The organism is Enterobacter chinensis, assembly GCF_034008295.1.
GTDB lineage: Bacteria > Pseudomonadota > Gammaproteobacteria > Enterobacterales > Enterobacteriaceae > Enterobacter > Enterobacter chinensis.
Genome location: NZ_JARDVI010000006.1, coordinates 100,088 through 125,551 on the forward strand (window position 1 = coordinate 100,088; position 25,464 = coordinate 125,551).

Consider the following 25,464-nt stretch of genomic DNA (forward strand, 5'->3'; position numbering starts at 1 on the left):
GCACCGGAGCCTTTATGTTACACTGCGCACCTGAACTTTTCCCTGTGGTGTGCCCGTGGCTCAAAACTCCGTATTTCTTCCTGAACAATTCCTGGCGCAGATGCGCGAGGCGCTTCCTTCTCACCTGTCGTTAGACGATTTTATTGCCGCCTGCCAGCGCCCGCTGCGCCGGAGTATTCGCGTCAATACGCTGAAAATCAGCGTCGAAGATTTTCTGACGCTGGTCGCGCCATACGGCTGGCAGCTTACGCCAGTCCCGTGGTGTGCTGAGGGGTTCTGGATCGAACGCGATGATGAAGACGCCGTGCCGCTGGGCAGTACCGCTGAACATCTGAGCGGCCTGTTTTATATTCAGGAAGCCAGCTCGATGCTGCCCGTTGCCGCCCTGTTCGCAGAAGGTAATACGCCTGAACGCGTGATGGACGTCGCTGCGGCGCCCGGCTCGAAAACCACGCAAATTGCCGCGCAGATGGGTAACCGCGGGGCGATCCTCGCCAACGAGTTTTCCGCCAGTCGTGTGAAAGTGCTGCATGCCAATATCAGCCGCTGCGGCATTCATAATGTCGCCCTGACGCACTTCGACGGACGCGTGTTTGGTGCCGCCTTACCGGAAGTCTTTGATGCCATTCTGCTGGATGCCCCCTGCTCCGGCGAAGGGGTGGTGCGTAAAGATCCCGATGCGTTAAAGAACTGGTCGGTGGAAAGCAATCTTGAGATCGCCGCCACGCAGCGAGAGCTGATCGAGAGTGCCTTTCACGCCCTGCGCCCCGGCGGCACGCTGGTTTACTCCACTTGCACTCTCAACCGCGATGAAAACGAAGACGTCTGTCTGTGGCTGAAAGCGCAATATCCGGATGCAGTCGAGTTCCTGCCGCTTAACGATCTGTTTGCCTCAGCACATGAAGCCGTCACGCCTGACGGTTTCCTCCATGTGTTCCCGCAAATTTACGACTGCGAAGGGTTCTTTGTGGCCCGTCTGCGTAAAACTGCCGCCGTTGCCCCGCTGCCTGCCCCAACGTTTAAGGTTGGCAACTTCCCGTTCGCACCGCTAAAAGGCCGTGACGCCGGGCAGGTCACCCTCGCCGCGGGTAAAGCAGGACTTAGCTGGGATGAAACGCTCCATCTCTGGCAGCGAGATAAAGAAATTTGGCTGTTCCCGGCGAATATTGAGCCGCTGATTGGCAAAGTCCGTTTCTCCCGCATCGGGATCCGCCTGGCGGAAGTCCATAATAAAGGGTATCGCTGGCAGCACGAGGCCGTCATCGCGCTTGCCGGTCACGACAATACCTTCGCCCTGACGCATCAGGAAGCTGAAGAGTGGTACCGCGGTCGCGATGTCTATCCGGAAAACACGCCATCTAACGATGAAGTGGTGGTGACGTATCAGGGATACCCGCTGGGACTGGCAAAAAAGGTCGGCTCCCGATTGAAAAACAGCTATCCGCGCGAGCTGGTTCGGGATGGTCGGCTGTTTACCGGTAACGATCGCACGGCCTGAAAAAAAGCGCATTTTTTTACTGGCGATTTTGCTCTCCTTGTCTACGATAAAAAATGGGTGATCGCACTGGTCATACCAGATTTTGACAACCGACCCGGAGAGCACTATGACGAAAACCAGCGTGCGTATTGGCGCTTTTGAGATCGACGACGCAGAATTGCGCGGCGAAGCACAAGGCGATCGAACGTTAAGTATTCCCTGCAAATCCGACCCGGATTTGTGTATGCAGCTTGATGCATGGGATGCAGACACCAGCGTCCCGGCAATACTTGATGGCGAACATTCTGTCCTTTACCGTGAGCATTACGATAGCAAAACCGATGCCTGGGTCATGCGCCTTGCCTGACCTAAAGTGAACCCGCCCGAAGGCGGGTTATTTATTACTGCAGCTGCGCCAGCGTGAAGTAACCATCGAAAACAGCGCCCGTATCAATGTAGTGGAGATTATCAAAATCATACCTTCTGTCGACGGGCGTATGTCCGAACCAGAAATGATCCGCGCCGCTGATGCCCTGCCCTTTACCTACCATAAACCCCATCAACCGATCGCGGTCCCATAAAACGCGCTGAGCGCTGACCGGCTTTTGCCAGCGGTATTCGGTTGCCGGATAATCGGCATGGGCAATCACATTCAGGCCGTTAGCACAGGTTATCTCAATGATATGCGGTAAATGGCGACAGTCATTAAGCAACGCCAACGCGTGCGGTTTCTGGTCGCGTTCAAGATGTGCAAACCACATTCCGCCATTCATCGTCCAGAGCGCGAAATCGTTATTATCCAGACTGTCGATTGCCATTTGCTCGTGGTTACCCCGCACGGCGCGAAACCATTTTTCATTGATTAGCTGCAGGCATTTCACGCTGTCAGGGCCACGATCGATCATATCGCCTACAGAAATGAGTAAATCCTCATACGGGTTAAAGTGACGGCGTTTAAGCTCATCCATAAGCCGCTGGTAACAGCCATGTATATCGCTGACAACCCAGACGTGACGCCACAGTCGCCCCTCTATTCGCTGGTACATAGAACCTCCCATAGGGAGTATAGTTGCAGTTGGAATATGCGCAGCGACGCTCTGCGGGAGCGCTTTTCACAAAGCTAAACAAACAGTAAACTAAGGATAAATAAATATTTCACCAGTATTAATCCACTTTTGCATGCCCCCTAAACTATGCATTGCATAAACTTTGAGGTTTTCCCGTGTCAAATACGCGCCTGCAAGACGATGCGCCACATTCGCATCGTACCCATATCATTTCCGAACTGGTGAAAGGTAAACTCGTTCCAGGCCCTATCTGGCAAAAACGCGAGTACCGTCTCAAATTTCTGTTACGTTCACTGCTGTTCTGGTCTTCCACGCATCGCATGCTCGATGCGCTGGCTCGCCGCGACGATTTCGATCAGTTGCTGGCATCGCAAATCACCCTGCCAAGTAAAACACACCGCCAGTATCTGATGCGTGGTATGAACGCTAACGCACGGGCCGACGCCATCATCAGCCATTATCAGTGGATTGACTCCCTGAAAGACGCCGAGCTAATCGCCGCTTTAACCGGACCGCAAGAGCAATCAATCGTTGAGTTTCATGCCAAAGATGGCGTGAGCTATAACGTCAATGCCATGAATGCCAGCAAAGCAGAGCGTGAGGGCGAGTGTACGCTGTGGCTGCGTGATAACGAAAACACCCTGCTTGCAAGCGTGACATTTTGCGTTGCCCGCGAAAACGGCGAATATGTTCTGGTTATTGGCGGTCTTCAGGGCCCACGCCGCAGCGTATCCCGTGATGTGATCAAGCAGGCAACCCGTGCCTGTCATGGTCTTTTCCCGAAGCGAGTGTTGATGGAAGTGCTTTTCCAGTTGGCAACGCTCTCCGGTATCAAAGCCATTTATGCGGTCAGCGATGAAGGACACATCTTCCGTGCGCTGCGTTATCGTCTGAGTAAAGGTCGCCATTTCCATGCCAGCTACGACGAGTTTTGGGCCTCTATCGACGGTCAAAAGCGCTCAACCTTCAGCTGGCAGCTACCCTTACAGATGGAACGCAAATCCCTTGAGGACATTGCCAGTAAAAAGCGTGCCGAATACCGCCGTCGCTTTGAACTGCTTGATGAAATTGAAGCGTCCGTTAAATCCCGCTTTTAAGCACGGCTCTTGCTTTTGCTGACTGTACACGAAAATTTAACAAAACAGGCAAAAAGGGCTGGACTTCCGCATGCTGTGTTGTGTTATGTTTTAACAGGACGTACAGGACGTGCGCGCTGTATGAAAAAGATAACGTTGGGATTACGCGTTTACTTTCATACAGATAAAAAGAGACCGAATACGATTCCTGTATTCGGTCCAGGGAAATGGCTCTTGGGAGAGAGCCGTGCGCTAAAAGTTGGCATTAATGCAGGCTAAGTCGCCTTGCCTTTTAAGAATAGATGACGACGCCAGGTTTTCCAGTCCACAGTTAAAGCGGTCGGAAAAAAAGCGTCAGAGCATCATTAAAAGTGAAAAACCGCAGTGCTTTCGCAAGCATCTGCGGTTTTTTATTGGAAACCTGAACGTTAGCAGAGCTTGTCGGCGCGCTCGATAAACGGTGCCAGACTCATTTTCTGTCCCGGATGAGCCGGGTCATCGATCTGAATCACGCCGATCGGCTGGCCGTTGCTCTTGCCGCTGGCCACCTGCTGCTCTGCGGTATCATTTAACGGGTATTGCACCAGCGTGCTCGGGTTAATCGCATACAGAGCATGGCCCGGACGGCAGGTCAGCATCACCTCTTCGCGATTGAAAGCCCATTTGTCCTTACCCACTTCAAAACGGCTGACGGTGATAACCTGCGGTGCGGCAAGCGCGCTCCCCGTGCAGGCCAGCAATACGAGAGAAAGTACTGTCTTTTTCATATGATATTTAACCTTGTCAGAAGGGTTCCCAGGTGGCGAACAGGCTGACCGTTGCCAGCACCAGCGCCCCCAGCACCACTTCTGCCTGTGTCATCCTGATAAAAATCTGTTGTGCACGCCCGGTCTCCGGACGAAACCGTGGCACCAGAAAATACCGATTTGCCAGCGCAATTACCACCATCAACGCCACCAGCGCACATTTGAACAACAAAAACTGCACGTAGCCAGCCTGCCAGGGAATATGGACGCCCAGAATCAATAGCGTATTAACAACGCCGGTGAGCAGCACACCTGCGACGGCGTAATGGCCTACGCGCGAGAAGCGCATCATGGTATAGATGGCAGCATTCTGCATGCGCCCTTTCGCCAGACGCATGCAGAATAGCAGCGGCAGTAAACCACCAAACCAGGTCGCCGCACACAGCAGATGAATAGCATGGTTAAGACGCTGCAAAGCCCCCATAGCGCCTTCGTTCATCGCAGCGTGCCCAACTCCAGCGAGCAGGATAAGCTGGCCCATTGCGAGCAGCAGCAGTCGAGAACCTTTCAGCGGTGCAAGCCATGCTGCACCGACCGTAATCGCAGCAAGTATAATTTGCCACAGCCAGACGCCACCAAACTGTGTCCCCATCACGCTGCGCCAGACCTCCGGGGCAAGCACATCTCCCCAGCCGCTTCCCATTAACCCGCCCTGCAGCATAAACATCAGGAGAGCAGACGTCAGGCTGATTAAGGACGCCACTTTCTGCTGCTGCTCGAAACGCCGGGACATCAGACGGTGGAGAGAGGAAGGCGCAAACCAGACGCTGTAAAGCGCATTGCCAAAAACCAGCATTAGCGCCGCAAAATGGATAAAGCGCAACCCGATATAAAACAGCGCCAGCATGCTATTTCACGCTAAAGTGATAGCTGCCTTTGGTTTTATGGCCGTCCACAGAGACCACATGCCAGTCGACCTGGTAAATCCCTGACGTCAGCGTTTGCTCCAGCGGCACGGTGAGCTGTGCCTTGTTCTTTTCGTCTCGCGTAGCGGTACCCGTCCTGATGGCCTGCTTTTGCGCATCCGTTACCACCACACCGCTAAATCCAGGTTCGATACCTTCAGAAAAATTCAGCGTAAGCGCCTGCGGCGCGGTTACCAGGCTATCAGCCGCCGGGATCTGCTGTTTAAGATGCGCATGTGCCAGCACGGAGGGCGTAACAAGAGTCGAGGCCAGAAAAACCAGTGCGCCTACCGCACGGGAAGCGGAGAAACTCATGGCAATCATTCCTTTTTGTTATGTCTGTATGCTAAAGAATAACGCTGTATAATAAACGAGTCGAGGATCATCCCGCCCCCGCTTGTCATCGTCGTGCAATCGCGGTAACGTTGCCGCCGCATAATAAGGAGAAGGTAATGAAGATCAATCTGGCCGCCCTTCCTCAGGACGAGATGGATAAAGTGAATGTCGATCTCGCTGCCGCTGGCGTCGCTTTCAAAGAGCGTTACAACATGCCCATCGTGGCTGAAGTCGTTGAACGTGAACAACCCGCCCATCTGCGCGACTGGTTTCGCGAAAGGTTAATCGCCCACCGTCTCGCCTCGGTCAACCTCTCTCGTTTGCCGTACGAGCCTAAAGTTAAATAAGCTTAACGAGTCGTTACATTTCCTTACGCGGAATCTGCCAGGATAAGAAGACCCTGATTAATTTAGGTGTATTCTTAAATCCCTGCGACTCAGTGTATAAGGAAGTCACGATGTCACATTGGAATATAGCGGCAGCCCAGTATGGCGGGCAGCATCAGAATATCGATGAACATGTTACGCACCACCTCCGCTTCATTGCTGAAGCAGCACGGCAGCGGTGCGATTTGCTGGTATTCCCTGAACTCTCATTGACGGGCTCAGGCGCGCCGACGTTACCTTCCCCACCCGGCGACGCGCAGCTGCAACCCCTTCTTAACGCAGCACATTTTTATCGGATTACGGTTATTGCCGGGCTCCCCCTTGAGCGGAATGGCCACTGCCAGAAAGGCCTCGTGCTGTTTTCGCCCTCTCGCCAGAGCATTTTGCGCTATCCCCAGGGGAGCGGAGCAAGTCTGGTGCCGGGAGATAAACAGCTCACCATCATTGATGCACATGCTGATTCCCCCCTTCTCGATCCCAGGGCAACGCTTGTTACCAGCTGTCAGTCTGTGGGGGATAACCGCTGGCGGCAGTCCATCAGTTCCCTGCAGCGATTTGCGCATAAATATGCCATTGCGGTGTTAATGGCGAATGCCTGCGGCGGCAGCGCGCTGTGGGATGAAAAAGGCCAGCTGATCGTCCGGGCGGATAAAGGCGAGCTGCTGTTAACCGGCACGCTCAGCAGACGGGGTTGGCAAGGCGATATCATTCCTTTAGGCTAAGCGTTTTAAGCTCAGGAGTTTTCCATGCTGCGCGTCATCGATACCGAAACTTGCGATCTTCAGGGCGGAATTGTGGAAGTGGCCTCTGTCGACGTGGTGGACGGTAAAATCGTCAACCCAATGAGCCATCTGGTGCGTCCCGATCGCCCCATCAGCCCACAGGCAATGGCTATCCATCGCATTACCGAATCGATGGTGGCGGATAAGCCATGGATAGAAGAGATCATTCCCCACTATTACGGTAGCCCGTGGTACGTCGCGCATAACGCCAGCTTTGACCGCCGGGTGTTACCTGAAATGCCAGGCGAATGGATTTGTACCATGAAGCTGGCGCGCCGCCTCTGGCCGGGGATTAAATACAGTAACATGGCGCTGTACAAGTCCCGCAAGCTCAGCGTTCGTACCCCTGAGGGGCTTCACCATCACCGCGCGCTGTATGACTGCTATATCACCGCCGCGCTACTCATTGATATTATGAATATCTCTGGCTGGACGCCGGATGATATGGCGACGATTACCGGTCGCCCTGCGCTGCTGACCACGTTCACCTTTGGTAAATACCGGGGCAAAGCGGTGTCGGATATTGCGGATAAAGACCCGGGCTATTTGCGCTGGCTGTATAACAACCTCGACAAAATGAGCCCGGAGCTGCGCTTAACGCTGAAACATTATCTGGGTGACGCTTAACGCTCCGCACGGCCTGGCAGCGTGTCCTGCGCCAGGCCTATCAAGAAGGCATATTCCAGGGCAACCCCTTCGTACGATTTAAACCGTCCCGATTTCCCCCCATGCCCGGAATCCATGTCGGTACACAGCAGCAGCAGGTTGTCATCGGTTTTCAGCTCCCGCAGTTTCGCCACCCATTTTGCCGGCTCCCAGTATTGCACCTGAGAATCATGCAAACCGGTGGTCACCAGCATGTGGGGATAGGCTTTCACCTCCACGTTGTCGTACGGGCTGTACTCTTTCATATAACGGTAGTAAATCTCATCCTGCGGATTCCCCCACTCTTCAAACTCCCCGGTTGTGAGAGGGATGGATTCATCGAGCATGGTCGTGACCACATCGACAAACGGAACCTGCGCGACAATCCCCTTAAAGCGGTCGGGACGCTGGTTGATAACCGCCCCCATCAGCATGCCGCCCGCGCTGCCTCCCATGCCAAAGCAGAGCTGCGGATCGCCATAGCCCTGCTCAATCAGCGCATCGCAGACGTCGAGGTAGTCATTAAAGGTGTTTTTCTTTTTCAGGAATTTCCCGTCTTCATACCAGTGCTGCCCCAGTTCGCCGCCGCCGCGAATATGGGCGATGGCAAAAACGAAGCCGCGATCGAGCAGGCTTAACCTGCTGCTGCTGAAATCGGCGTCCATGCTTGAGCCATAAGAGCCGTAGCCGTAGACCAGGATCGGATTTTTGCCTTTCTGGAAATGTGCTTTGTGATAGACGAGCGAGACGGGCACTTCCACCCCATCGCGAGCGATAACCCACACGTGCTCGCTTCGGTAGTTTTCAGACTCAAACCCTTTTACCTCGGTCTGTTTAATCACCTGACGCTGCCCGGTATCCATATCCAGCTCAAACAGGGTGTCCGGTGTGGTCATGGATGAGTAGCCATAGCGTAACCGCGACGACTCGGGCTCAGGGTTGAAACCAATCCACGTCACGTAGGCCGGGTCGTCGAACGCAATCCCCACCACTTCCCGGGTTTTACGGTTAATTTGCCGGATACTGGTCAGCCCCCGCTGGCGCTCTTCCACCACCAGCCAGTCGGTAAACAGGGTGAACCCTTCCAGCATCACCTGATCCCGCGCGGGAATAAGTACCTCCCATTTGCGCTCATCGCGCACTTTGGTTTTATAAAGACCAAAGTTTTTGCCCTCGCGATTCGAGCGCAAATAAAAACTGTGCTGGAAGTGATCCAGGCTGTACTCATGATCCTTACGGCGCGGCAGGAAGCAGAGCGGCTGGGCATCAGGCAGTTCGGCGTCCAGCAGCAGGACTTCCGACGTCGTCGCGCTGGCAAGGAAGATAATCACATAGTGGCGTGAAGAGGTTTTATGCAGGCTGACATAGAACGTTTCGTCTTTCTCTTCATAGACCAGTTCGTCGTCTGCGGAGTCCGTTCCCACGGTGTGTCGCCATACCTGATAAGGCAGCAGCGTGGAAGCATGCTTTTTGACGTAGTAAACCGTCTCGGAATCATTCGCCCAGACAAAATCCGGGGAGACGTTCTCCAGCATTTCAGGATACCAGTTACCGGTGTCCAGATTGCGAAAACGCAGGCCATACTGGCGACGGGAGAGGTAATCCTCCGCCAGCGCCATCACCGCGTTATCCGGAGAAATGGACATGCCGCCCAGGGTATAAAACTCGCTGTGGGCGGCGCGCTGGTTGGCATCCAGCAGGATTTCCCACTCGTCCCATTCTGCGCTTAACACCGACTGACGCTGGTAGATGGGATACTCATTGCCGGGCTCGTAAATATGGCGATAGCGATAGCCGTTTTTGGTCCAGGGCGCGGAGATATCGCGCTGGGGAATGCGCTGCACCATTTCATTCAGCAACTGGTCCTGAAGCGTCTGCTGGCTGGACATGACCTTGCGGCCATAGTCGTTTTCCTCGTGCAGGTAGTCGAGCACCTCTGGCCGGGAGCGTGAATCGTCCCGTAGCCAGTAATAGTTGTCTATGCGCGTATCGCCATGCGTGGTGATCGCATAAGGAGTACGTCGGGCTTTCGGTGGCATGTCATCATTCTTTTAAGTTTTACACCCTATAAGGTTGGCAAAACCCACGCATGATGCAAGCGAAACAGTGTCGCAGCCCATGCGTTAAGGTAACTCCGCTGCATAACGTGCTCGACATCAATGGCGGCACGGCTGAGGCAATAGAGTTCAGGCGGCTGATGTCGATGGATAATTCCCAGTTACGGTGTTGCATGCCGCCTCCGTTGTTTTCTGACTGAGACCCGCTATTATCCCATTGCTAAATTTCACCTTTATTATTGGGATAATAAGTATAAGTAACTTCGGTAAATATTTTCGCATGCGGCGTAACCCAACAATCGAAGGTGTCATTTTTCGCCGTCATGCTAAAACGGGTTTCCTGATAACCAGCGATAACACCTGCCCTATACTGGTCTATTGAATGTTATAAGTTACTAACATGTCTCCCATGCGGTCCCCTATACTTACTTTCCCAACGAACGTGGCTCTGCTATACAGTGCGGTAAGCAAAACCGTCACTGAACCGTTACTGCCAGCGTATAATAGATATAGCGATCAATTGTTGCGGTAAAAACGGATTATGATATCAATTAAGAGATTGATTGCATTAATTTTTTCGGTGTCGGTGTTTAGTCTGACTTATGGACTTAGTTCACCGCTCATCGCTTTTAAATTACATGCCGCAGGGATGAGTGAAAGTATGCTCGGCTTTAACGCCGCCATGCATGCCGTCGGCGTATTTATTATCGCCCCATTTTTACCCGCTTTATTTCATAAGTTTCGTCCGGTTACTTTGATAGTGGCATCGCTGACAGCGATAGCTATGATTTTTATGTTATTCACCGTTGTCCCTCTGCCGGTTTGGTTTGTGCTACGCATGGGGCTGGGGCTATTCAGTGAAATCATCATGGTGCAAACTGAGACCTGGCTTAACGGAAGCACGGTCGAGCGGGCAAGGGGAAAAGTGCTGGCACTGTATACCAGTGGCATGTCACTTGGCTTTGCCTCCGGGCCGCTAATTCTGGCATGGACAGGCAGCAAGGGCGATCTTGCCTTTTATGCCGCAGCCCTGCTGGCAGCAATCGCCATTATTCTTATCGCCGCCACGGGCATGCCGCGGACTAACGGACATCACGATACTCCCACAACACTTCGTAATAGCCTGAAGCTGGCAACATTGCCGGTGATAGCCACGATGCTGAACGCCTCAGTAGAAGTTCTTGGGATGAATTTTCTGTCACTGTACGCAACCCGGTTGGGCTGGAGTGAATCCGCGTCAGCTCTTCTGATTTCGGTGCTAATGTTTGGCGCTATTATTTTACAGTTACCCATTGGCTGGCTAGCCGATAAGGTTAACCGGTTGATGTTGATGAGATCCCTGGCGTTTATCGCTGCTGTGCTGGCGTTTGTCTGGCCACATATTCTCGCGTTTCACTTGCTCTCTTACGCCATGCTATTTCTCTGGGGGGGAATTTTCGTCGGTATTTATACCGTCGCCATCACCTGGGTAGGGGAGCGTTTTAAGGGAGGGCAACTGGCAGGGATCTACGCCGCTATGTCGGTGGCCTGGGGCGTCGGCGCGATGGCCGGACCGCTTCTGGGTGGTGTTGCGATGCAGTTTTCCCTGCATGGGCTGCCCTGGCTGACAGCTGCACTGTGCCTGCTGTTTGCCCTGGTCAGCCTGTTTCGTCCGTTCAGAAGCTATAGCTAAAGCCAACTGTCAATTCAGCGATTGCATTTTTGTTGACCATCGGGCTGTCGGTGATGGTTGAGGAGTAGAAACGTCCCGTGACTTCAGCCCAGCTATTCCAGTTATTCCAGTTATTTTGCCAGTCATAGTTTGCCGCCAGAGTGATAAAAGGTATGGCGCTGGCGTGAGGGCGCCACGCGTCAAGTCCCGAACGCCTCGCTTCGTCATCCGAGATACCATAGTAGTAGCGGTTTTGTTGGCCATTATTCCAGTCGACACCGGCCATGGGAACCAGCGTCAGGCCGCCCCATTGTTTCATCAGGATCCAGCTGAAATTAGCCGTAACCCCTTTACTCTGATTCAGTGTGTCAACACCCAATGTAGTCTGAAAGCCGCCAAATGGGGTTGTATACAAATAGCTGGCTCCGGCCAGCAGAGTGCTGTGGCGATTATTTAAACTGCGAAGAGCCGCGGTGCGCCCTTCGGAAGCGTCATATTGCACGTCCAGATACTCTATTTTCAGCTTCAGCGTATTGGAGGGTGAGTCAATAAGAGTGTACCCCAGCTCCGTGCCGTCGATATAAAACTGCTTATAATTCAGCCCAATATAGGGTAGTACCCAATTTTCAGCATGACGATCGTTATAAGGCGTGCCGTAACTTCCGCCCTGCAGCCCCAGCGAGATGGCCGAGGCCGGACGAGGTACAAAGGGCAACGCCGCAAGCGCGACAAAGAGACCAACAAAAATTTTCCTTTTGATAAACGTCAATAGTGAGAGCTTATCCGGATGAACAATCGCATGAAGCGCCCGGGTGTAGTCCAGCACCAGCCCTGGCGTCCATGCCATGGTTGTGGCTCGCTTACGCAGTTGGGCAGCAATCCACAGTTCAGGAACAAACAGAAGGCGTATGAAGCCAACATATGAGCAACGCTCGCGCAATACGCCGTCAAGAGCGGCTTCCAGCGCATAGGCCACGCTACTGGAACAGTTGCGCCAGGTCAGGTTATAGGTCTCGTTCTGCCGATAACGCGTCCAGAAACCGATAAGTGATGGGGCATTAAACGTTGAAAAGACGATTTTACGATCTGATTCGCACCAGGCCCGCGCCTCTGAGGCATAATCGGACTGGAACTTGCCGGCAACAGTATTCTCTTCAACCGCCTTCAGGGTATTAAAAAACTCAGACGGCGACCGGTCGATATCTGCTGCCGGATAGAGACTGATATACAAAGATGGCGGTAATTCCAGTGCGGCATGGCCGGTAGAGATCACGCCATTGGCATCCACGGCGGCAATGTAGCGGTTAATCACAGGTCTCCGAAGAGGCTCATTTTCCGCTGATCCTTCTGGTGTCCAGACATGAACAGTCAACCGGCCAGTAGCGGGCATATCCATCGCGGGCGTCTGTTCGACTGTGGGCGTCACGAGATCGCGCGGTGCAAGTATATCAAATACCGAGGAACCGTTTTTAATGCGCAGCATCCGTAACGACAAACGCACTGAATGGATACCACCGGTAATTAGCACCATTCCGATAAACTGCGATACCGTGCCATCATGTTCAGTGGGGTAAGGTAAAAACAGAAAAACAGAAAAAATAATTTGCCATACACCAGATAAAAGCGACCGCTGCCACTGTCTAAAGCGCACGACCAATGCAGAGGCAATGACAAAAAGCCCGGTGATGAAATAAGCCATGCCAAAAACAATCGCCAGTACCAGGTTACCGCTGTGGTGGCCCACCAGAATTAGCATGGCAATCAAAAAAAAGAGTCCGCCTTTAAAATAAAATATCCCACGCTGAGTACCACGGGCAGCTGAACCCATAAGCAGAGATACGACACTGTCAGTCAGCAGCAGCAGGCCAAACACGTGCAGCGGGAAATGACGCTCTCCCTGCAGACCATCGATAAAGATCGACAGGCCAAGACCCCCCCACACTATGCCTGAGAACATAAACACCGGGGCCGCTTTTCTGACAAAGGCCGCGCCAGCAAGTAAAAAAGCAATTTGCAACATAATTACTGTTTCCCTTTCGGTGCCGATTTATACAACCCGGGACGTGATTCAACCCAAAATCCGATAATGGCAGTAGCATCATTTGCCGTGACCAACAGCGTCCTGGTCTCAATCATATTCAACAACGTCTGGTCGTTCAGCTGCAGGGTAAAGCGAAAGGTGTCCGTTACGTCGTTACGCGCGACAACGGTCTGCCAGCGTGCCTGCAATTGCGATTTTTGCCCGTCATCAGGAATACAGGCCAGCAGTTCATCTCGGGTGCGAATGCAAGCAAGTTCGGTGCGCAGCGGGTAATCCGTATGGGGATTCCAGACAATCTGGCCTGAATCAGGATTGAGCGAATAGGCGATTTCCCGTGTTGCGGTCTCAACAGCGCCTGGCTGCATGCGTTTTAGCGCTCTGATAAAAACAATCAGCAGAGCCGCCCCCGAAAGATAACTCTGGGCCAGAATAATCGACTGTTCGGTATTCAGTCTGGCAATATAAAAAGGTCCAGTCTCATACCACGATGCCCCCATCACGACCATACTAAATAGAATGAATGCCACTGAGCCGGGCCGGTTGCCACACAGCACGGCGGCGATAGTTACCAGTACCAGCGGCACGCACGCCAGAGAGTAGGTCAGGGCAATATTTTCGACATTATCCGGCGTTCGCACGAAGATTAGAAACGTCACAACCAGAACGACAACGGACAAGAGATACGCCAGCCAGCCACGCCGGGGTTCGTTATAGCCGATCAACCCAACCAGCGCGGGTGTGGTGAACAGGGTGCCAGAAACGTTGGCGCTCCACCAAATCCATATTCCTTTTATCAACGGCGCGCCGTTATAAAAGCGGAGCCATAACACGCCCAGCATTGCCGCCAGCGCGCTAATAATGATGGTGGAAATAATCCATGTAACAACCTTATGCAGCTCATCATGGTGAGAGGAAAAATAACGAACGCACCATGCAATAGCCAGATCGTTTACCAGTGATATGCTCGCCAGCACCAGAGAGACTGTTAATTGATGATGGAAAGTCAGATCCAGCAATAAATGCGTAATAAAAAAGGCAATAAAAAGCAGCGTCCAACTTCGGCGGGGGGAAATAAGGAAAGCACTGACCGCCACTCCAGCGGGGAGCCATATAAAAGCGACCCGATTACCCGGGTCATCTATGGTTAAGGAGAGATATCCCAACAGGTAGTAGAGCATTCCCCACGTCAGCATTGTTAATGACCATATTTTTTGCTCACCTTTTAATGCCCTGTTTTGCATAATTATCTCCCACAAGCTTATCTGTCCCGTCATGCGTAATGAGGGGCGAAATGCCTAAATATGATCACCTCAATTGAATAGATTACAAAACAGTTGCGCTTCCTGCCCAGAAATGATCATCGACGGAACCTGACTGTATGTATTAACCGGCAGCAATACCCCTGCTGCAGATGACCCGGGCATTAGGGGGATTAATTTTTGGGCACTTTATCCCAGGAAAAATGGTTTCAATTGCCTATATGCCAGGACACACGCAAACGTTTTCGTTTATACTGCGCGCAACTTTTTCAGGGGGATTGTTATGATTCGTTTAGGAACCGCGCTGCGACCTGCAGCGACGCGAGTGATGCTGTTGGGATCGGGCGAACTGGGCAAAGAGGTCGCCATTGAGTGTCAACGTTTAGGCGTGGAAGTCATTGCCGTCGACCGTTACGCCGACGCACCCGCCATGCACGTCGCCCATCGTTCTTATGTGATTAACATGCTGGATGGCGAAGCCCTTCGCGAGCTGATTACGCGCGAGAAGCCGGATTTCGTTGTGCCGGAAATTGAAGCCATCGCCACCGATACGCTGATCGCCCTTGAACAGGAAGGTCAGCGCGTGGTGCCTTGCGCAAAAGCCGCAAAGCTGACCATGAACCGCGAAGGCATTCGTCGCCTGGCGGCGGAAGAGCTGGAATTGCCCACCTCGAGCTACCGTTTTGCTGGCGATAAAGCCGCATTCCTGCAGGCCGTCGATGAGATTGGCTATCCGTGCATCATTAAGCCGGTAATGAGCTCCTCCGGTAAGGGGCAGAGCTTCATTCGCGACAGCAGCACGCTGGACAAAGCGTGGGATTATGCCCAGCAGGGTGGCCGCGCCGGAGCCGGTCGCGTGATTGTCGAAGGCGTGGTGAAGTTTGATTTCGAGATCACCCTGCTGACGGTCAGCGCCGTTGACGGCGTCCATTTCTGTGACCCGATTGGCCACCGCCAGGAAGATGGCGATTACCGTGAATCCTGGCAGCCGCAGCAGATGAGCGCCCTTGCGCTGGAACGTGCGCAGGAGATCGCTCGTAAGACCGTCCTGGCGCTGGGCGGATATGGCCTCTTCGGCGTGGAGCTGTTTGTTTGCGGTGATGACGTGATTTTCAGCGAAGTCTCCCCTCGCCCGCATGACACCGGCATGGTCACGCTCATTTCGCAGGATCTTTCCGAATTCGCCCTGCACGTGCGCGCGTTCCTCGGCCTGCCCGTCGGCGGTATCCGCCAGTACGGTCCGGCCGCCTCAGCGGTGATCCTGCCGCAATTAACCAGCCAGAACGTCACGTTTGATAACGTCGACGCGGCGGTGGGTGCAGGGCTGCAGGTGCGTTTGTTCGGCAAGCCGGAAATCGACGGCTCCCGTCGACTTGGCGTGGCATTAGCCACCGGGGATAACGTGGACAATGCCGTGGCGAGAGCGAAAGCGGCCGCAGCGAGCGTAAAGGTAGCAGGATAAAAAAACGGGCCGTAAGGCCCGTTTTTCATACGGCGTATAACTTACTGCTTCGCGCCTTCAACCGCTTCACGAGCCAGTCTGGTGATACGATCCCAGTCGCCCGCTTCCAGCGCATCTGCAGGAACCAGCCATGAGCCACCGATGCACAGCACGCTTTTCAGCGCCAGGTAGTCACGGTAGTTAGCAGGAGAGATACCGCCCGTCGGGCAGAAACGCACCTGAGAGAATGGGCCCGCAATCGCCTGCAGCGCTTTGGTGCCGCCGTTCGCTTCCGCCGGGAAGAATTTGAACTCTTTCAGACCGTAGTCCATGCCCAGCATCAGTTCAGAGACGGTGCTGATACCCGGGATCAGCGGAATAGTGCCTTCGGTGGCGGCTTTCAGCAGCGGCTCGGTCAGGCCCGGGCTGATGGCAAACTGTGCGCCCGCTTCGGTCACTTCGGCCAGCTGCTGTGCATTAAGAACGGTACCCGCACCGATGATGGCATCCGGCACTTCTTTCGCAATGGCGCGAATAGCATCCATCGCGCAGGCGGTACGCAGGGTCACTTCCAGAACGCGAACGCCGCCCGCAACCAGCGCTTTCGCCATCGGTACAGCGTGCTCCAGCTTGTTTACCACGATAACCGGCACGACAGGGCCAGTGGTCAGGATTGCTTCTGCACTTGTTTTCCAGTTTTTCATCAGAGTCTTCTCTCGCCAGATCGTTAAAATCAAGTCGTCTTAAAACGTAATACAGGTTGCGCCCTGCTCAGCACCGGAGAGTTTCTCACGCAGCGCACCAAACATTTCGCGTCCAGTCCCCACGCGCGAGGCGCTCAGGTCAGGAATATGGGGTTTACGTGCTGCCAGCTCTGCGTCATCAACCAGCAGGGTTAACTCACCTGTCTGACCGTTAACGCGGATCATGTCACCGTCACGCACTTTCGCCAGCAGGCCGCCGTCGTAAGCTTCCGGCGTCACGTGGATGGCTGAAGGCACTTTACCGGATGCGCCAGAGAGGCGTCCATCGGTCACCAGCGCAATTTTGAAACGGCGGTCCAATAATACACCAAGTGGTGGCATAAGTTTATGTAATTCTGGCATCCCGTTGGCTTTTGGCCCCTGATGACGCACCACCACTACGCAGTCTTTGTCGAGAAGACCGGCGTCAAAGGCGGGTAATACGTCGTGCTGGCTTTCAAACACCACTGCCGGCGCTTCGATAATCTGGTTCTCTTCCGGTACGGCAGAGGTTTTCATCACCGCACGACCGAGGTTGCCGCTCAGCACTTTGGTGCCACCGTGAGGAGAGAAAGGTTTATCGATGGTGGCAATCACCTGCGCATCAAGAGAGACGCTTGCCCCATCACGCCAGTCCAGCTCGCCGTTGTTCAGCCACGGCTCCTGGGTATAGCGCTGCAGGCCAAAGCCCGCCACGGTGTTTACATCTTCATGCAGCAGACCGCCCTTCAGCAGCTCGCGCATCAGCAGCGGTACGCCGCCTGCAGCCTGGAAGTGGTTAATATCCGCCGGGCCGTTTGGATACAGGCGAGCCATCAGAGGTACCACGGAAGAGATCTCGGAGAAATCATCCCAGTTAATCAGAATACCTGCCGCACGCGCCATAGCCACCAGGTGCATGGTGTGGTTAGTTGACCCCCCGGTTGCCAGCAACGCGACGATACCGTTGACGATGACTTTCTCGTCAACCATTTTGCCCATAGGCATCCATTCGTTGCCGTTGCCGGTCAGACGCGTGACCTGACGGGCCGCGGCCTCGGTCAGCGCCTTGCGCAGCGGTGCATCCGGCTGGATAAAGGACGAGCCCGGAAGCTGCATCCCCATAAACTCCACGACCATCTGGTTTGTGTTAGCCGTACCGTAGAAAGTACAGGTACCCGGCGCATGGTAGGACGCGGCTTCCGCCTCCAGCAGCGCCTGGCGGTCTGCCTTCCCTTCCGCGTACAGCTGACGAATACGGACTTTTTCTTTGTTCGGCAGACCGCTTGCCATTGGGCCGGACGGCACGAAGATCGCAGGCAGATGACCAAACGACAGGGCTGCCATCACCAGGCCCGGGACAATCTTGTCACATACGCCGAGATACAGTGCGCCATCAAACATGTTATGCGACAGGCCCACCGCCGCAGACATGGCAATCACTTCGCGACTCAGCAGGGACAGCTCCATACCGTCCTGACCCTGCGTCACGCCGTCGCACATCGCGGGTACACCGCCCGCCACCTGGCCCACGGCATTCACGCTGTGCAGCGCTTTACGGATGATATCGGGATAAACCTCATAAGGCTGGTGCGCGGAAAGCATATCGTTATAGGAGGTAATGATGGCGATATTGTTACGCAACATGCTTTTCAAGGAGGCTTTATCATCGGGTTGGCAGGCGGCGAAACCGTGCGCCAGGTTACCGCAGGCCAGCTGCGAGCGATGTACGGTGTTGCTCTTTGCCTGTTCAATGCGGGCGAGGTAGGCCGAACGGGTCTCTTTCGAGCGCTCGATAATGCGCTTTGTTACGCGTAACAATGTCGGATTCATAAAAGCTCCTCTTATTTATCTGTCCGGGCTCGGGAGTTTACAAAGTCGCTGGCAGTTGTTAACAACGCTGAAACGCTTGCTGTCCGGAGCTCAGGGGCAAAATCACTTCCGGCAGTGTAATAAAAAAAGCTCCGCGGGTGAATCCACGCGGAGCTTAAAAGTTGAAAATTGTGCCTCTAGCTGTGTTAGATCATGTTACCGGTAAAATAACACTTTCGAGCTAGAGGATTATCTTACTCAAACTCGTTCCAGGAGCGGCCATCGCGGGTGATCATCGCAACCGACGCCACAGGTCCCCAGGTACCCGCCTGATACGGTTTTGGCGCATCCTGATCGGCAGCCCAGGCTTCGGTAATGGAATCGACCCATTTCCACGCCTCTTCCACTTCATCGCGACGCACGAACAGCGCCTGAATACCGCGCATGGTTTCCAGCAGCAGACGCTCGTAAGCATCGGCCAGGTGCGTCTGGTTGAAGGTTTCGGAGTAGCTCAGATCCAGCTTGGTGGTCTGCAGGTTGTGTTTATGATCCAGGCCCGGCACTTTGTTCAGGATCTGGATATCCACCCCTTCGTCCGGCTGCAGACGGATGGTCAGTTTGTTCTGCGGAAGTTCCTGCCAGGACTCTTTGAACAGGTTCAGTTCCGGGTTTTTGAAGTAAACAACCACTTCGGAGCACTTGGCTGGCAGACGCTTACCGGTGCGCAGGTAGAACGGAACGCCCGCCCAACGCCAGTCGTCGATATCTACGCGGATCGCCACAAACGTCTCGGTGTTGCTGGACTTGTTCGCGCCCTCTTCTTCCAGGTAGCCAGGCACTTTTTTGCCTTGCGCAAACCCGGCGGTGTACTGACCGCGAACGGTCTTCTCGCGCACGTTGGAGCGGTCGATGCGGCGCAGTGACTTCAGCACTTTCACTTTGGCGTCACGGATGCTGTCAGCCGTCAGGTCAGACGGCGGAGACATGGCGATCATACACAGAATTTGCAGCAGGTGGTTCTGGATCATGTCGCGCATCTGGCCTGCCTGGTCAAAGTAACCCCAGCGGCCTTCAATCCCCACCTCTTCCGCCACGGTAATTTCCACGTGGTCGATGGTACGGTTGTCCCAGTTATTCACAAACAGGGAGTTCGCAAAACGCAGCGCCAGCAGGTTCAGAACCGTCTCTTTACCGAGGTAATGGTCAATACGGTAAACCTGACACTCTTCAAAGAACTCGCCCACCTGGTCGTTGATTTCACGCGAGGTGGCCAGTGAGGTACCCAGCGGCTTTTCCATCACGACGCGAGCTGGCTTGGCGTTCAGCTTTGCTTCGCCCAGACCTTTGCAAATGGCGCCGAAGGTGCTTGGCGGCATGGCGAAATAGTTAATGGTGACACGGTTTTTCTGATCCAGCATCGCGCCTAAACGGTTAAACGCGCTGACGTCATTCACGTCCAGGTTGCAGAAATCGAGACGTCCACTCAGGGTATCCCACAAACTTTCATCAATTTTTTCTTTCATGAAAGTTTCGAGCGCCTCGCGGACGACTTTGGTATAAGCGTCCTTGTCCCAGTCGGCGCGCCCTACACCCAGGATACGGGTATCCGGATGAATTTGGCCCGCTTTCTCCAGTTGATACAGGGAAGGCAGCAATTTTCGGCGTGCAAGATCGCCTTTCGCGCCGAAAATGACCAGGTCACATGCCTGGGCTGTTTGCGTTACCGCCATGTCATTCTCCTCAGTTGGATCACCTGGTACTTCTGCCAGGTATCGTTGTAATTTTATTACAATGCACTGTACTGCTTTTACGTCATTCCCGAAACCATTAGCGCTTATCGTCGCGTGCGATACCGCGATTTTTCACCCTCCGAGTGATTAAGATGGCGTAATGACGCAACAACCGTCGATTCTTTGCGCAACAGGGTCACAGCAAAACCCGACACCGATCAAGTAATGAAAAAAAACAACAACATTATCTTGTCGGTTGTTACCCTTTATGGAAGCCGCAAGGGTAATATCGGCTAAATCGAATCACGATTTCATCAATTTATGAAATCGTTTACACCCATGAGCGTCCTGTTAACATGAACATGCTGGAAAAAATCCAGTTTCAACTGGAACACCTTAGCAAATCCGAGCGAAAAGTGGCCGAGGTCATTCTGGCTTCTCCCGCTCAGGCGATTCATTCAAGCATCGCCGCTCTGGCGCAGGAAGCAGGTGTGAGCGAACCGACGGTCAATCGCTTTTGCCGCAGCCTGGAAACGCGCGGCTTTCCTGATTTTAAACTGCATCTGGCACAAAGTCTGGCTAATGGCACCCCTTATGTTAATCGTAATGTGGATGAAGACGACAGCGTAGATGCCTATACCGCGAAAATATTTGAATCGGCCATGGCCTCGCTTGACCACGTTCGTCAGTCTCTGGATATGAGTTCCGTGAATCGCGCGGTGGATTTGCTCACCCAGGCTAAGCGGATTGCGTTCTTTGGTCTCGGGTCGTCAGCGGCTGTGGCACATGACGCCATGAACAAATTTTTCCGCTTTAACGTTCCGGTGATTTACTCCGATGACATTGTGCTGCAACGCATGAGCTGTATGAATTGCAGTGAAGATGACGTCGTGGTACTGATTTCGCATACCGGACGCACCAAGAGCCAGGTCGAGCTGGCGCAGCTGGCCCGTGAAAACGATGCCATGGTGATTGCCCTTACCACGGCGGGTACGCCGCTGGCGCGTGAAGCGACGCTGGCACTCACCCTCGACGTGCCGGAAGACACCGACATTTATATGCCGATGGTCTCTCGTCTGGCGCAGCTTACGGTGATTGACGTGCTGGCAACCGGTTTTACCTTACGTCGGGGGGCAAAATTCCGGGATAACTTGAAGCGGGTCAAGGAAGCGCTGAAGGAATCGCGTTTTGATAAAGAATTGCTTATAAAGAGCGATGTTCCCTGATAGTTGATAACGAAGACGTCACGAATAATGACGAAGTAACGATTTACGGCATTCGGTCCACTCTTTGCTGCCTTGCGGCAGATGAAGGCCGATTCAATGTTCACGCAACACCAAAGTTGTTTCAGTCAACGGAGTATTACATGTCCAGAAGGCTTCGCAGAACCAAGATCGTAACCACCTTAGGTCCGGCCACCGATCGCGATAATAATCTTGAGAAAATTATCGCCGCTGGCGCCAACGTGGTGCGTATGAACTTCTCTCACGGTACGCCAGAAGACCATAAATTACGTGCCGATAAAGTGCGTGAAATCGCAGCAAAACTGGGCCGCCACGTTGCTATCCTTGGCGATTTACAGGGTCCTAAAATTCGTGTTTCGACCTTTAAAGAGGGTAAAGTTTTCCTCAATATCGGCGACAAATTCCTGCTTGATGCCAACCTGGGCAAAGGCGAAGGCGATAAAGAGAAAGTCGGTATCGACTATAAAGGCCTGCCAGCTGACGTAGTGCCGGGCGATATTCTGCTGCTCGACGACGGTCGCGTACAGCTGAAAGTACTGGAAGTTCAGGGCATGAAGGTGTTCACCGAAGTTACCGTCGGCGGCCCGCTCTCTAACAATAAAGGCATCAACAAACTGGGCGGCGGTCTCTCTGCAGAGGCGCTCACCGATAAAGACAAAGCAGACATCGTAACTGCGGCGCTGATTGGCGTTGACTACCTGGCCGTCTCCTTCCCACGCTGCGGCGAAGATCTGAACTATGCGCGTCGTCTGGCTCGCGATGCAGGCTGTGAGGCCAAAATCGTCGCCAAGGTTGAACGTGCGGAAGCGGTTTGCGATCAGGACGCCATGGACGACGTGATCCTCGCGTCTGACGTGGTGATGGTTGCGCGCGGCGACCTGGGCGTTGAAATCGGCGACCCTGAGCTGGTGGGTATCCAGAAAGCGCTGATTCGTCGCGCGCGTCAGCTGAACCGCGCGGTGATTACCGCCACTCAGATGATGGAATCCATGATAACTAACCCTATGCCAACCCGTGCGGAGGTCATGGACGTGGCCAACGCCGTGCTGGACGGTACCGATGCGGTCATGCTCTCTGCAGAAACCGCTGCGGGACAGTATCCGGCAGAAACCGTGGCCGCCATGGCGCGCGTTTGCCTGGGCGCTGAAAAGATCCCGAGCATTAACGTTTCTAAACACCGTCTGGACGTGCAGTTCGACAATGTGGAAGAAGCGATTGCCATGTCCGCCATGTATGCCGCTAACCATCTCAAAGGCGTTACAGCGATCATCACCATGACCGAATCCGGCCGTACCGCGCTGATGACCTCCCGTATCAGCTCCGGTCTGCCAATCTTCGCCATGTCGCGTCACGAACGTACGCTGAATCTTACAGCGCTGTACCGCGGGGTGACGCCGGTTCACTTCGACAGCACCAATGACGGCGTAGCAGCGGCACACGATGCCGTAAACCTGCTGCGTGACAAAGGCTATCTGGTCTCCGGGGATATCGTTATTGTGACCCAGGGCGATGTGATGAGTACCATTGGTTCAACCAACACCACGCGAGTTATGACCGTCGAGTAATGACGTCTCTGTTAAAAAGCCCTCTCCGGATGGAGAGGGCTTTTTTTATTTCGTCGGATAAAGCTCTTTGCGCTTATACGGCTCTTTTTCACCCGGTTTGCGCGTTTTGAGCAGCTTCAGTATCCACGTGTACTGCTCGGCATGCGGTCCCACCAGGAGCTCCACCTCTTCGTTCATTCGACGCGCAATGGTGCGATCGTCCGCGGTGAGGAGATCGTCCATCGGCGGACGAACCTCAATGCTCAGGCGATGGGTGTTGCCATCGTAGACCGGGAAAAGCGGAATGACCCGGGCGCGGCACACTTTCATCAGACGGCCAATCGCAGGCAGGGTCGCCTTGTAGGTGCCGAAGAAATCAACAAACTCGCTGTGCTCCGGGCCGTGGTCCTGATCCGGCAAATAGTAGCCCCAGTATCCCTGGCGCACGGACTGAATAAACGGCTTGATGCCATCATTTCGCGCATGAAGACGGCCACCAAAACGACGACGCACGGTATTCCAGACGTAATCGAAGATCTTGTTGCCCTGATTATGGAACATTGCCGCCATCTTCTGGCCCTGCGATGCCATCAGCATGGCAGGAATATCAACGCCCCAGCCGTGGGGAACGAGAAAAATCACCTTCTCATCGTTGCGACGCATCTCGTCGATAATCTCCAGCCCTTTCCAGTCAACGCGTTCCATCACTTTATCCGGCCCTTTCAGCGCCAGCTCTGCCATCATCGCCATTGCCTGTGGTGCGGTGGTATACATAGCATCAATAATGGCCTCCCGCTCCGCATCGCTCTTTTCCGGGAAGCAATAATAGAGGTTAATTTGCGCGCGACGACGGGCACTTTTGCCTAAGCGTCCGGCCAGACGACCTATTTTACCCAGCACAGGATCGCGAACGGAGGCCGGTAGCATCGCGATACCCGCAAATGCGTAAACGCCAAACCAGGCGCCCCAGTTGCGCGGATGGCGAAAAGATTTTTCAAACTCAGGAATGTATTCAATATTGTTTTTTTGGGTTTCCATGCTGGATCCAGGGTCTGATGACGCAAAATTTTATGCAGATAGTGTAGCGAGGCAGTCGCTCACGCACAAAAGAAAAAGCCGGCGCATTCTGACGCCGGCTTTTTTAACAAAAACAGAGAGCTTAGTTTAAGCTCAGCTGCGGCATCACCTCTTTCACCTGCGCCAGATAATCAGTACGATCTTTACCTGTCAGGCCTTCGGTGCGCGGCAGTTTCGCCGTCAGAGGGTTCACAGCCTGTTGGTTGATCCACACTTCATAGTGCAGGTGCGGGCCGGTAGAACGCCCGGTGTTTCCGGAGATCGCGATACGGTCGCCACGCTTCACTTTCTGGCCCGGTTTGACCAGCAGCTTACGCAGGTGCATGTAGCGGGTCGTATACGTACGACCATGACGCACCGCAACATAATATCCGGCGGCACCGCTACGTTTGGCGACAACCACTTCCCCATCCCCAACCGCCAGTACCGGCGTTCCCTGCGGCATAGCAAAGTCAACGCCACGGTGCGGTGCAACACGCCCGGTCACCGGGTTCAGACGTCGCGGGTTAAAGTTAGAGGAGATACGGAACTGTTTAGCCGTCGGGAAGCGCAGGAAACCTTTCGCGAGGCCCGTACCGGTGCGGTCATAGAATTTGCCGTCTTCTGCACGAATCGCGTAGTAATCTTTGCCCTCGGAGCGCAAACGTACGCCCAGCAACTGGCTCTGCTCGCGCTTGCCGTCCAGCATTTCGCGGGACATCAGAACGGAAAACTCGTCACCCTTCTTCAGCTTGCGGAAATCCATTTGCCACTGCATGGCTTTAATCACCGCACTGATTTCAGCGCTGGTCAATCCTGCATCTCGCGCACTGGAGACAAAGCTCGCGCCCACGGTGCCTTTCAGAACGCTATTAACCCAGTCGCCCTTCTGCATTTCGCTGGTCATTTTGAAACCGTTTGCAGTGCGATCGTAGGTGCGGGTTTCACGGCGGGACATTTCCCAGGTCAGACGCTGCAGATCCCCATCAGCCGTTAATGTCCAGGAGAGCTGTTGCCCGATTTTCAGGTTGCGAAGATCTTTATCTGCAGCCGCCAGCTGGCTGATATTACCCATGTCGATGCCGTACTGGTTCAGCACGCTGCTCAGCGTGTCTCCGGTAGACACAACATATTCGTGGATACCCGCTTCGTTCTCGGTTTTATCGTCCAGTTCATCCTGCGGAATAGCTTCATCTTCCTGAGCCGCCTGGTCGATAGGCTCACTGGCTTCAGGCAGCAAAGAACGGATTTCGCTCTTTTCAAGCTCAATGGTTTTGATGATAGGGGCAGAACTCGGGTGGTACACATAGGGCCGCCAGACGGCGACCGCTAAGGTGAGTACTGTAAGCGACCCCAGCATAACGCGATGGGGTCGAGGCAGATTGTTAAATGCCAGGGCGACAGAGCGGGCTATCTGTTGCACGTAT

At 54.0% G+C, this 25,464-nt stretch carries 22 protein-coding genes; 10 read left to right on the plus strand and 12 right to left on the minus strand.

What is annotated here, in order from left to right:
• The first annotated feature begins 55 nt into the window (after positions 1–55).
• Together rsmF and PYW49_RS17910 are read left to right on the plus strand one after the other, a co-directional pair.
• Complete coding sequence (gene rsmF / locus PYW49_RS17905) at positions 56–1,498, plus strand: 16S rRNA (cytosine(1407)-C(5))-methyltransferase RsmF (RefSeq protein WP_320387115.1); 1,443 nt, start codon at positions 56–58, stop codon at positions 1,496–1,498.
• 106 nt (positions 1,499–1,604) lie between these two features.
• On the plus strand, positions 1,605–1,844 hold the full coding sequence (locus PYW49_RS17910) for a YebV family protein (RefSeq protein ID WP_008500472.1): 240 nt from the start codon (positions 1,605–1,607) through the stop codon (positions 1,842–1,844).
• Positions 1,845–1,878: 34 nt separating this feature from the next.
• Here the strand turns inward: PYW49_RS17910 and pphA are convergent, their stop codons facing one another.
• Positions 1,879–2,523 carry a protein-serine/threonine phosphatase gene (pphA, locus tag PYW49_RS17915; protein ID WP_134350664.1) on the minus strand — a complete coding sequence of 215 codons (645 nt, stop codon included), beginning with the start codon at positions 2,521–2,523 and terminating at the stop codon, positions 1,879–1,881.
• A gap of 176 nt (positions 2,524–2,699) precedes the next feature.
• Between pphA and PYW49_RS17920 the strand changes: the two genes are divergently transcribed.
• On the plus strand, positions 2,700–3,641 hold the full coding sequence (locus PYW49_RS17920; RefSeq protein ID WP_320387116.1) for a VirK/YbjX family protein: 942 nt from the start codon (positions 2,700–2,702) through the stop codon (positions 3,639–3,641).
• 407 nt (positions 3,642–4,048) lie between these two features.
• On the opposite strand, the gene PYW49_RS17925 is transcribed toward PYW49_RS17920, so the two are convergent.
• The 3 genes from PYW49_RS17925 to yobA are packed head-to-tail and all read right to left on the minus strand — an operon-like array spanning position 4,049 to position 5,646.
• On the minus strand, positions 4,049–4,387 hold the full coding sequence (locus tag PYW49_RS17925; RefSeq protein ID WP_134350666.1) for a YebY family protein: 339 nt from the start codon (positions 4,385–4,387) through the stop codon (positions 4,049–4,051).
• A 16-nt stretch (positions 4,388–4,403) separates the two neighbouring features.
• A complete protein-coding gene (gene copD / locus PYW49_RS17930) occupies positions 4,404–5,273 on the minus strand; it encodes a copper homeostasis membrane protein CopD (RefSeq protein WP_320387117.1) in 870 nt (289 codons plus the stop codon).
• Position 5,274: 1 nt separating this feature from the next.
• The gene (gene yobA / locus PYW49_RS17935) at positions 5,275–5,646 is read right to left on the minus strand and encodes a CopC domain-containing protein YobA (RefSeq protein WP_320387118.1); all 372 of its coding nucleotides are present in this window, start codon (positions 5,644–5,646) and stop codon (positions 5,275–5,277) included.
• Positions 5,647–5,783: 137 nt separating this feature from the next.
• Between yobA and PYW49_RS17940 the strand changes: the two genes are divergently transcribed.
• From PYW49_RS17940 to exoX, 3 genes are all read left to right on the plus strand, one after another.
• Complete coding sequence (locus PYW49_RS17940; RefSeq protein ID WP_013096102.1) at positions 5,784–6,014, plus strand: DNA polymerase III subunit theta; 231 nt, start codon at positions 5,784–5,786, stop codon at positions 6,012–6,014.
• 110 nt (positions 6,015–6,124) lie between these two features.
• Entirely contained in the window at positions 6,125–6,775 is a 651-nt protein-coding gene (locus PYW49_RS17945) for a carbon-nitrogen hydrolase family protein (protein WP_320387119.1), read from the plus strand.
• A 24-nt stretch (positions 6,776–6,799) separates the two neighbouring features.
• The gene (gene exoX, locus PYW49_RS17950; protein WP_320387120.1) at positions 6,800–7,462 is read left to right on the plus strand and encodes an exodeoxyribonuclease X; all 663 of its coding nucleotides are present in this window, start codon (positions 6,800–6,802) and stop codon (positions 7,460–7,462) included.
• Here the strand turns inward: exoX and ptrB are convergent.
• Positions 7,459–9,519: an oligopeptidase B gene (gene ptrB / locus PYW49_RS17955; RefSeq protein WP_320387121.1), complete on the minus strand. Its 2,061-nt coding sequence runs from the start codon at positions 9,517–9,519 to the stop codon at positions 7,459–7,461. The two genes, exoX and ptrB, sit on opposite strands and share 4 nt — an antisense overlap.
• A gap of 559 nt (positions 9,520–10,078) precedes the next feature.
• Between ptrB and PYW49_RS17960 the strand changes: the two genes are divergently transcribed.
• A complete protein-coding gene (locus PYW49_RS17960; protein WP_320387122.1) occupies positions 10,079–11,209 on the plus strand; it encodes an MFS transporter in 1,131 nt (376 codons plus the stop codon).
• Here the strand turns inward: PYW49_RS17960 and PYW49_RS17965 are convergent.
• The gene (locus PYW49_RS17965) at positions 11,193–13,208 is read right to left on the minus strand and encodes a MipA/OmpV family protein (RefSeq protein WP_320387123.1); all 2,016 of its coding nucleotides are present in this window, start codon (positions 13,206–13,208) and stop codon (positions 11,193–11,195) included. The two genes, PYW49_RS17960 and PYW49_RS17965, sit on opposite strands and share 17 nt — an antisense overlap.
• A gap of 2 nt (positions 13,209–13,210) precedes the next feature.
• Complete coding sequence (locus tag PYW49_RS17970; protein ID WP_320387124.1) at positions 13,211–14,470, minus strand: MASE1 domain-containing protein; 1,260 nt, start codon at positions 14,468–14,470, stop codon at positions 13,211–13,213.
• 301 nt (positions 14,471–14,771) lie between these two features.
• Between PYW49_RS17970 and purT the strand changes: the two genes are divergently transcribed.
• On the plus strand, positions 14,772–15,950 hold the full coding sequence (gene purT, locus PYW49_RS17975; RefSeq protein ID WP_320387125.1) for a formate-dependent phosphoribosylglycinamide formyltransferase: 1,179 nt from the start codon (positions 14,772–14,774) through the stop codon (positions 15,948–15,950).
• Positions 15,951–15,991: 41 nt separating this feature from the next.
• Here the strand turns inward: purT and kdgA are convergent, their stop codons facing one another.
• The 3 genes from kdgA to zwf form a co-directional block, all read right to left on the minus strand.
• Positions 15,992–16,633 (minus strand): bifunctional 4-hydroxy-2-oxoglutarate aldolase/2-dehydro-3-deoxy-phosphogluconate aldolase, encoded by a 642-nt coding sequence (gene kdgA / locus PYW49_RS17980; protein ID WP_134350674.1) that lies wholly within the window; start codon positions 16,631–16,633, stop codon positions 15,992–15,994.
• 39 nt (positions 16,634–16,672) lie between these two features.
• Positions 16,673–18,484 carry a phosphogluconate dehydratase gene (gene edd, locus PYW49_RS17985; protein WP_134350675.1) on the minus strand — a complete coding sequence of 604 codons (1,812 nt, stop codon included), beginning with the start codon at positions 18,482–18,484 and terminating at the stop codon, positions 16,673–16,675.
• A 233-nt stretch (positions 18,485–18,717) separates the two neighbouring features.
• Positions 18,718–20,193 (minus strand): glucose-6-phosphate dehydrogenase, encoded by a 1,476-nt coding sequence (gene zwf / locus PYW49_RS17990; RefSeq protein ID WP_134350676.1) that lies wholly within the window; start codon positions 20,191–20,193, stop codon positions 18,718–18,720.
• A 356-nt stretch (positions 20,194–20,549) separates the two neighbouring features.
• On the opposite strand from zwf, the gene PYW49_RS17995 reads away from it, so the two are divergent.
• Together PYW49_RS17995 and pyk are read left to right on the plus strand one after the other, a co-directional pair.
• Entirely contained in the window at positions 20,550–21,419 is an 870-nt protein-coding gene (locus tag PYW49_RS17995) for a MurR/RpiR family transcriptional regulator (RefSeq protein WP_023336102.1), read from the plus strand.
• Positions 21,420–21,559: 140 nt separating this feature from the next.
• On the plus strand, positions 21,560–23,002 hold the full coding sequence (pyk, locus tag PYW49_RS18000) for a pyruvate kinase (protein ID WP_134350677.1): 1,443 nt from the start codon (positions 21,560–21,562) through the stop codon (positions 23,000–23,002).
• A gap of 45 nt (positions 23,003–23,047) precedes the next feature.
• Here pyk and lpxM read toward each other — a convergent pair whose 3' ends face one another.
• Positions 23,048–24,019, minus strand: a complete 972-nt coding sequence (lpxM, locus tag PYW49_RS18005) for a lauroyl-Kdo(2)-lipid IV(A) myristoyltransferase (protein ID WP_134350678.1) — start codon at positions 24,017–24,019, stop codon at positions 23,048–23,050.
• A 121-nt stretch (positions 24,020–24,140) separates the two neighbouring features.
• Positions 24,141–25,460 carry a murein DD-endopeptidase MepM gene (gene mepM, locus PYW49_RS18010; RefSeq protein WP_134350679.1) on the minus strand — a complete coding sequence of 440 codons (1,320 nt, stop codon included), beginning with the start codon at positions 25,458–25,460 and terminating at the stop codon, positions 24,141–24,143.
• Positions 25,461–25,464 lie beyond the last annotated feature (4 nt).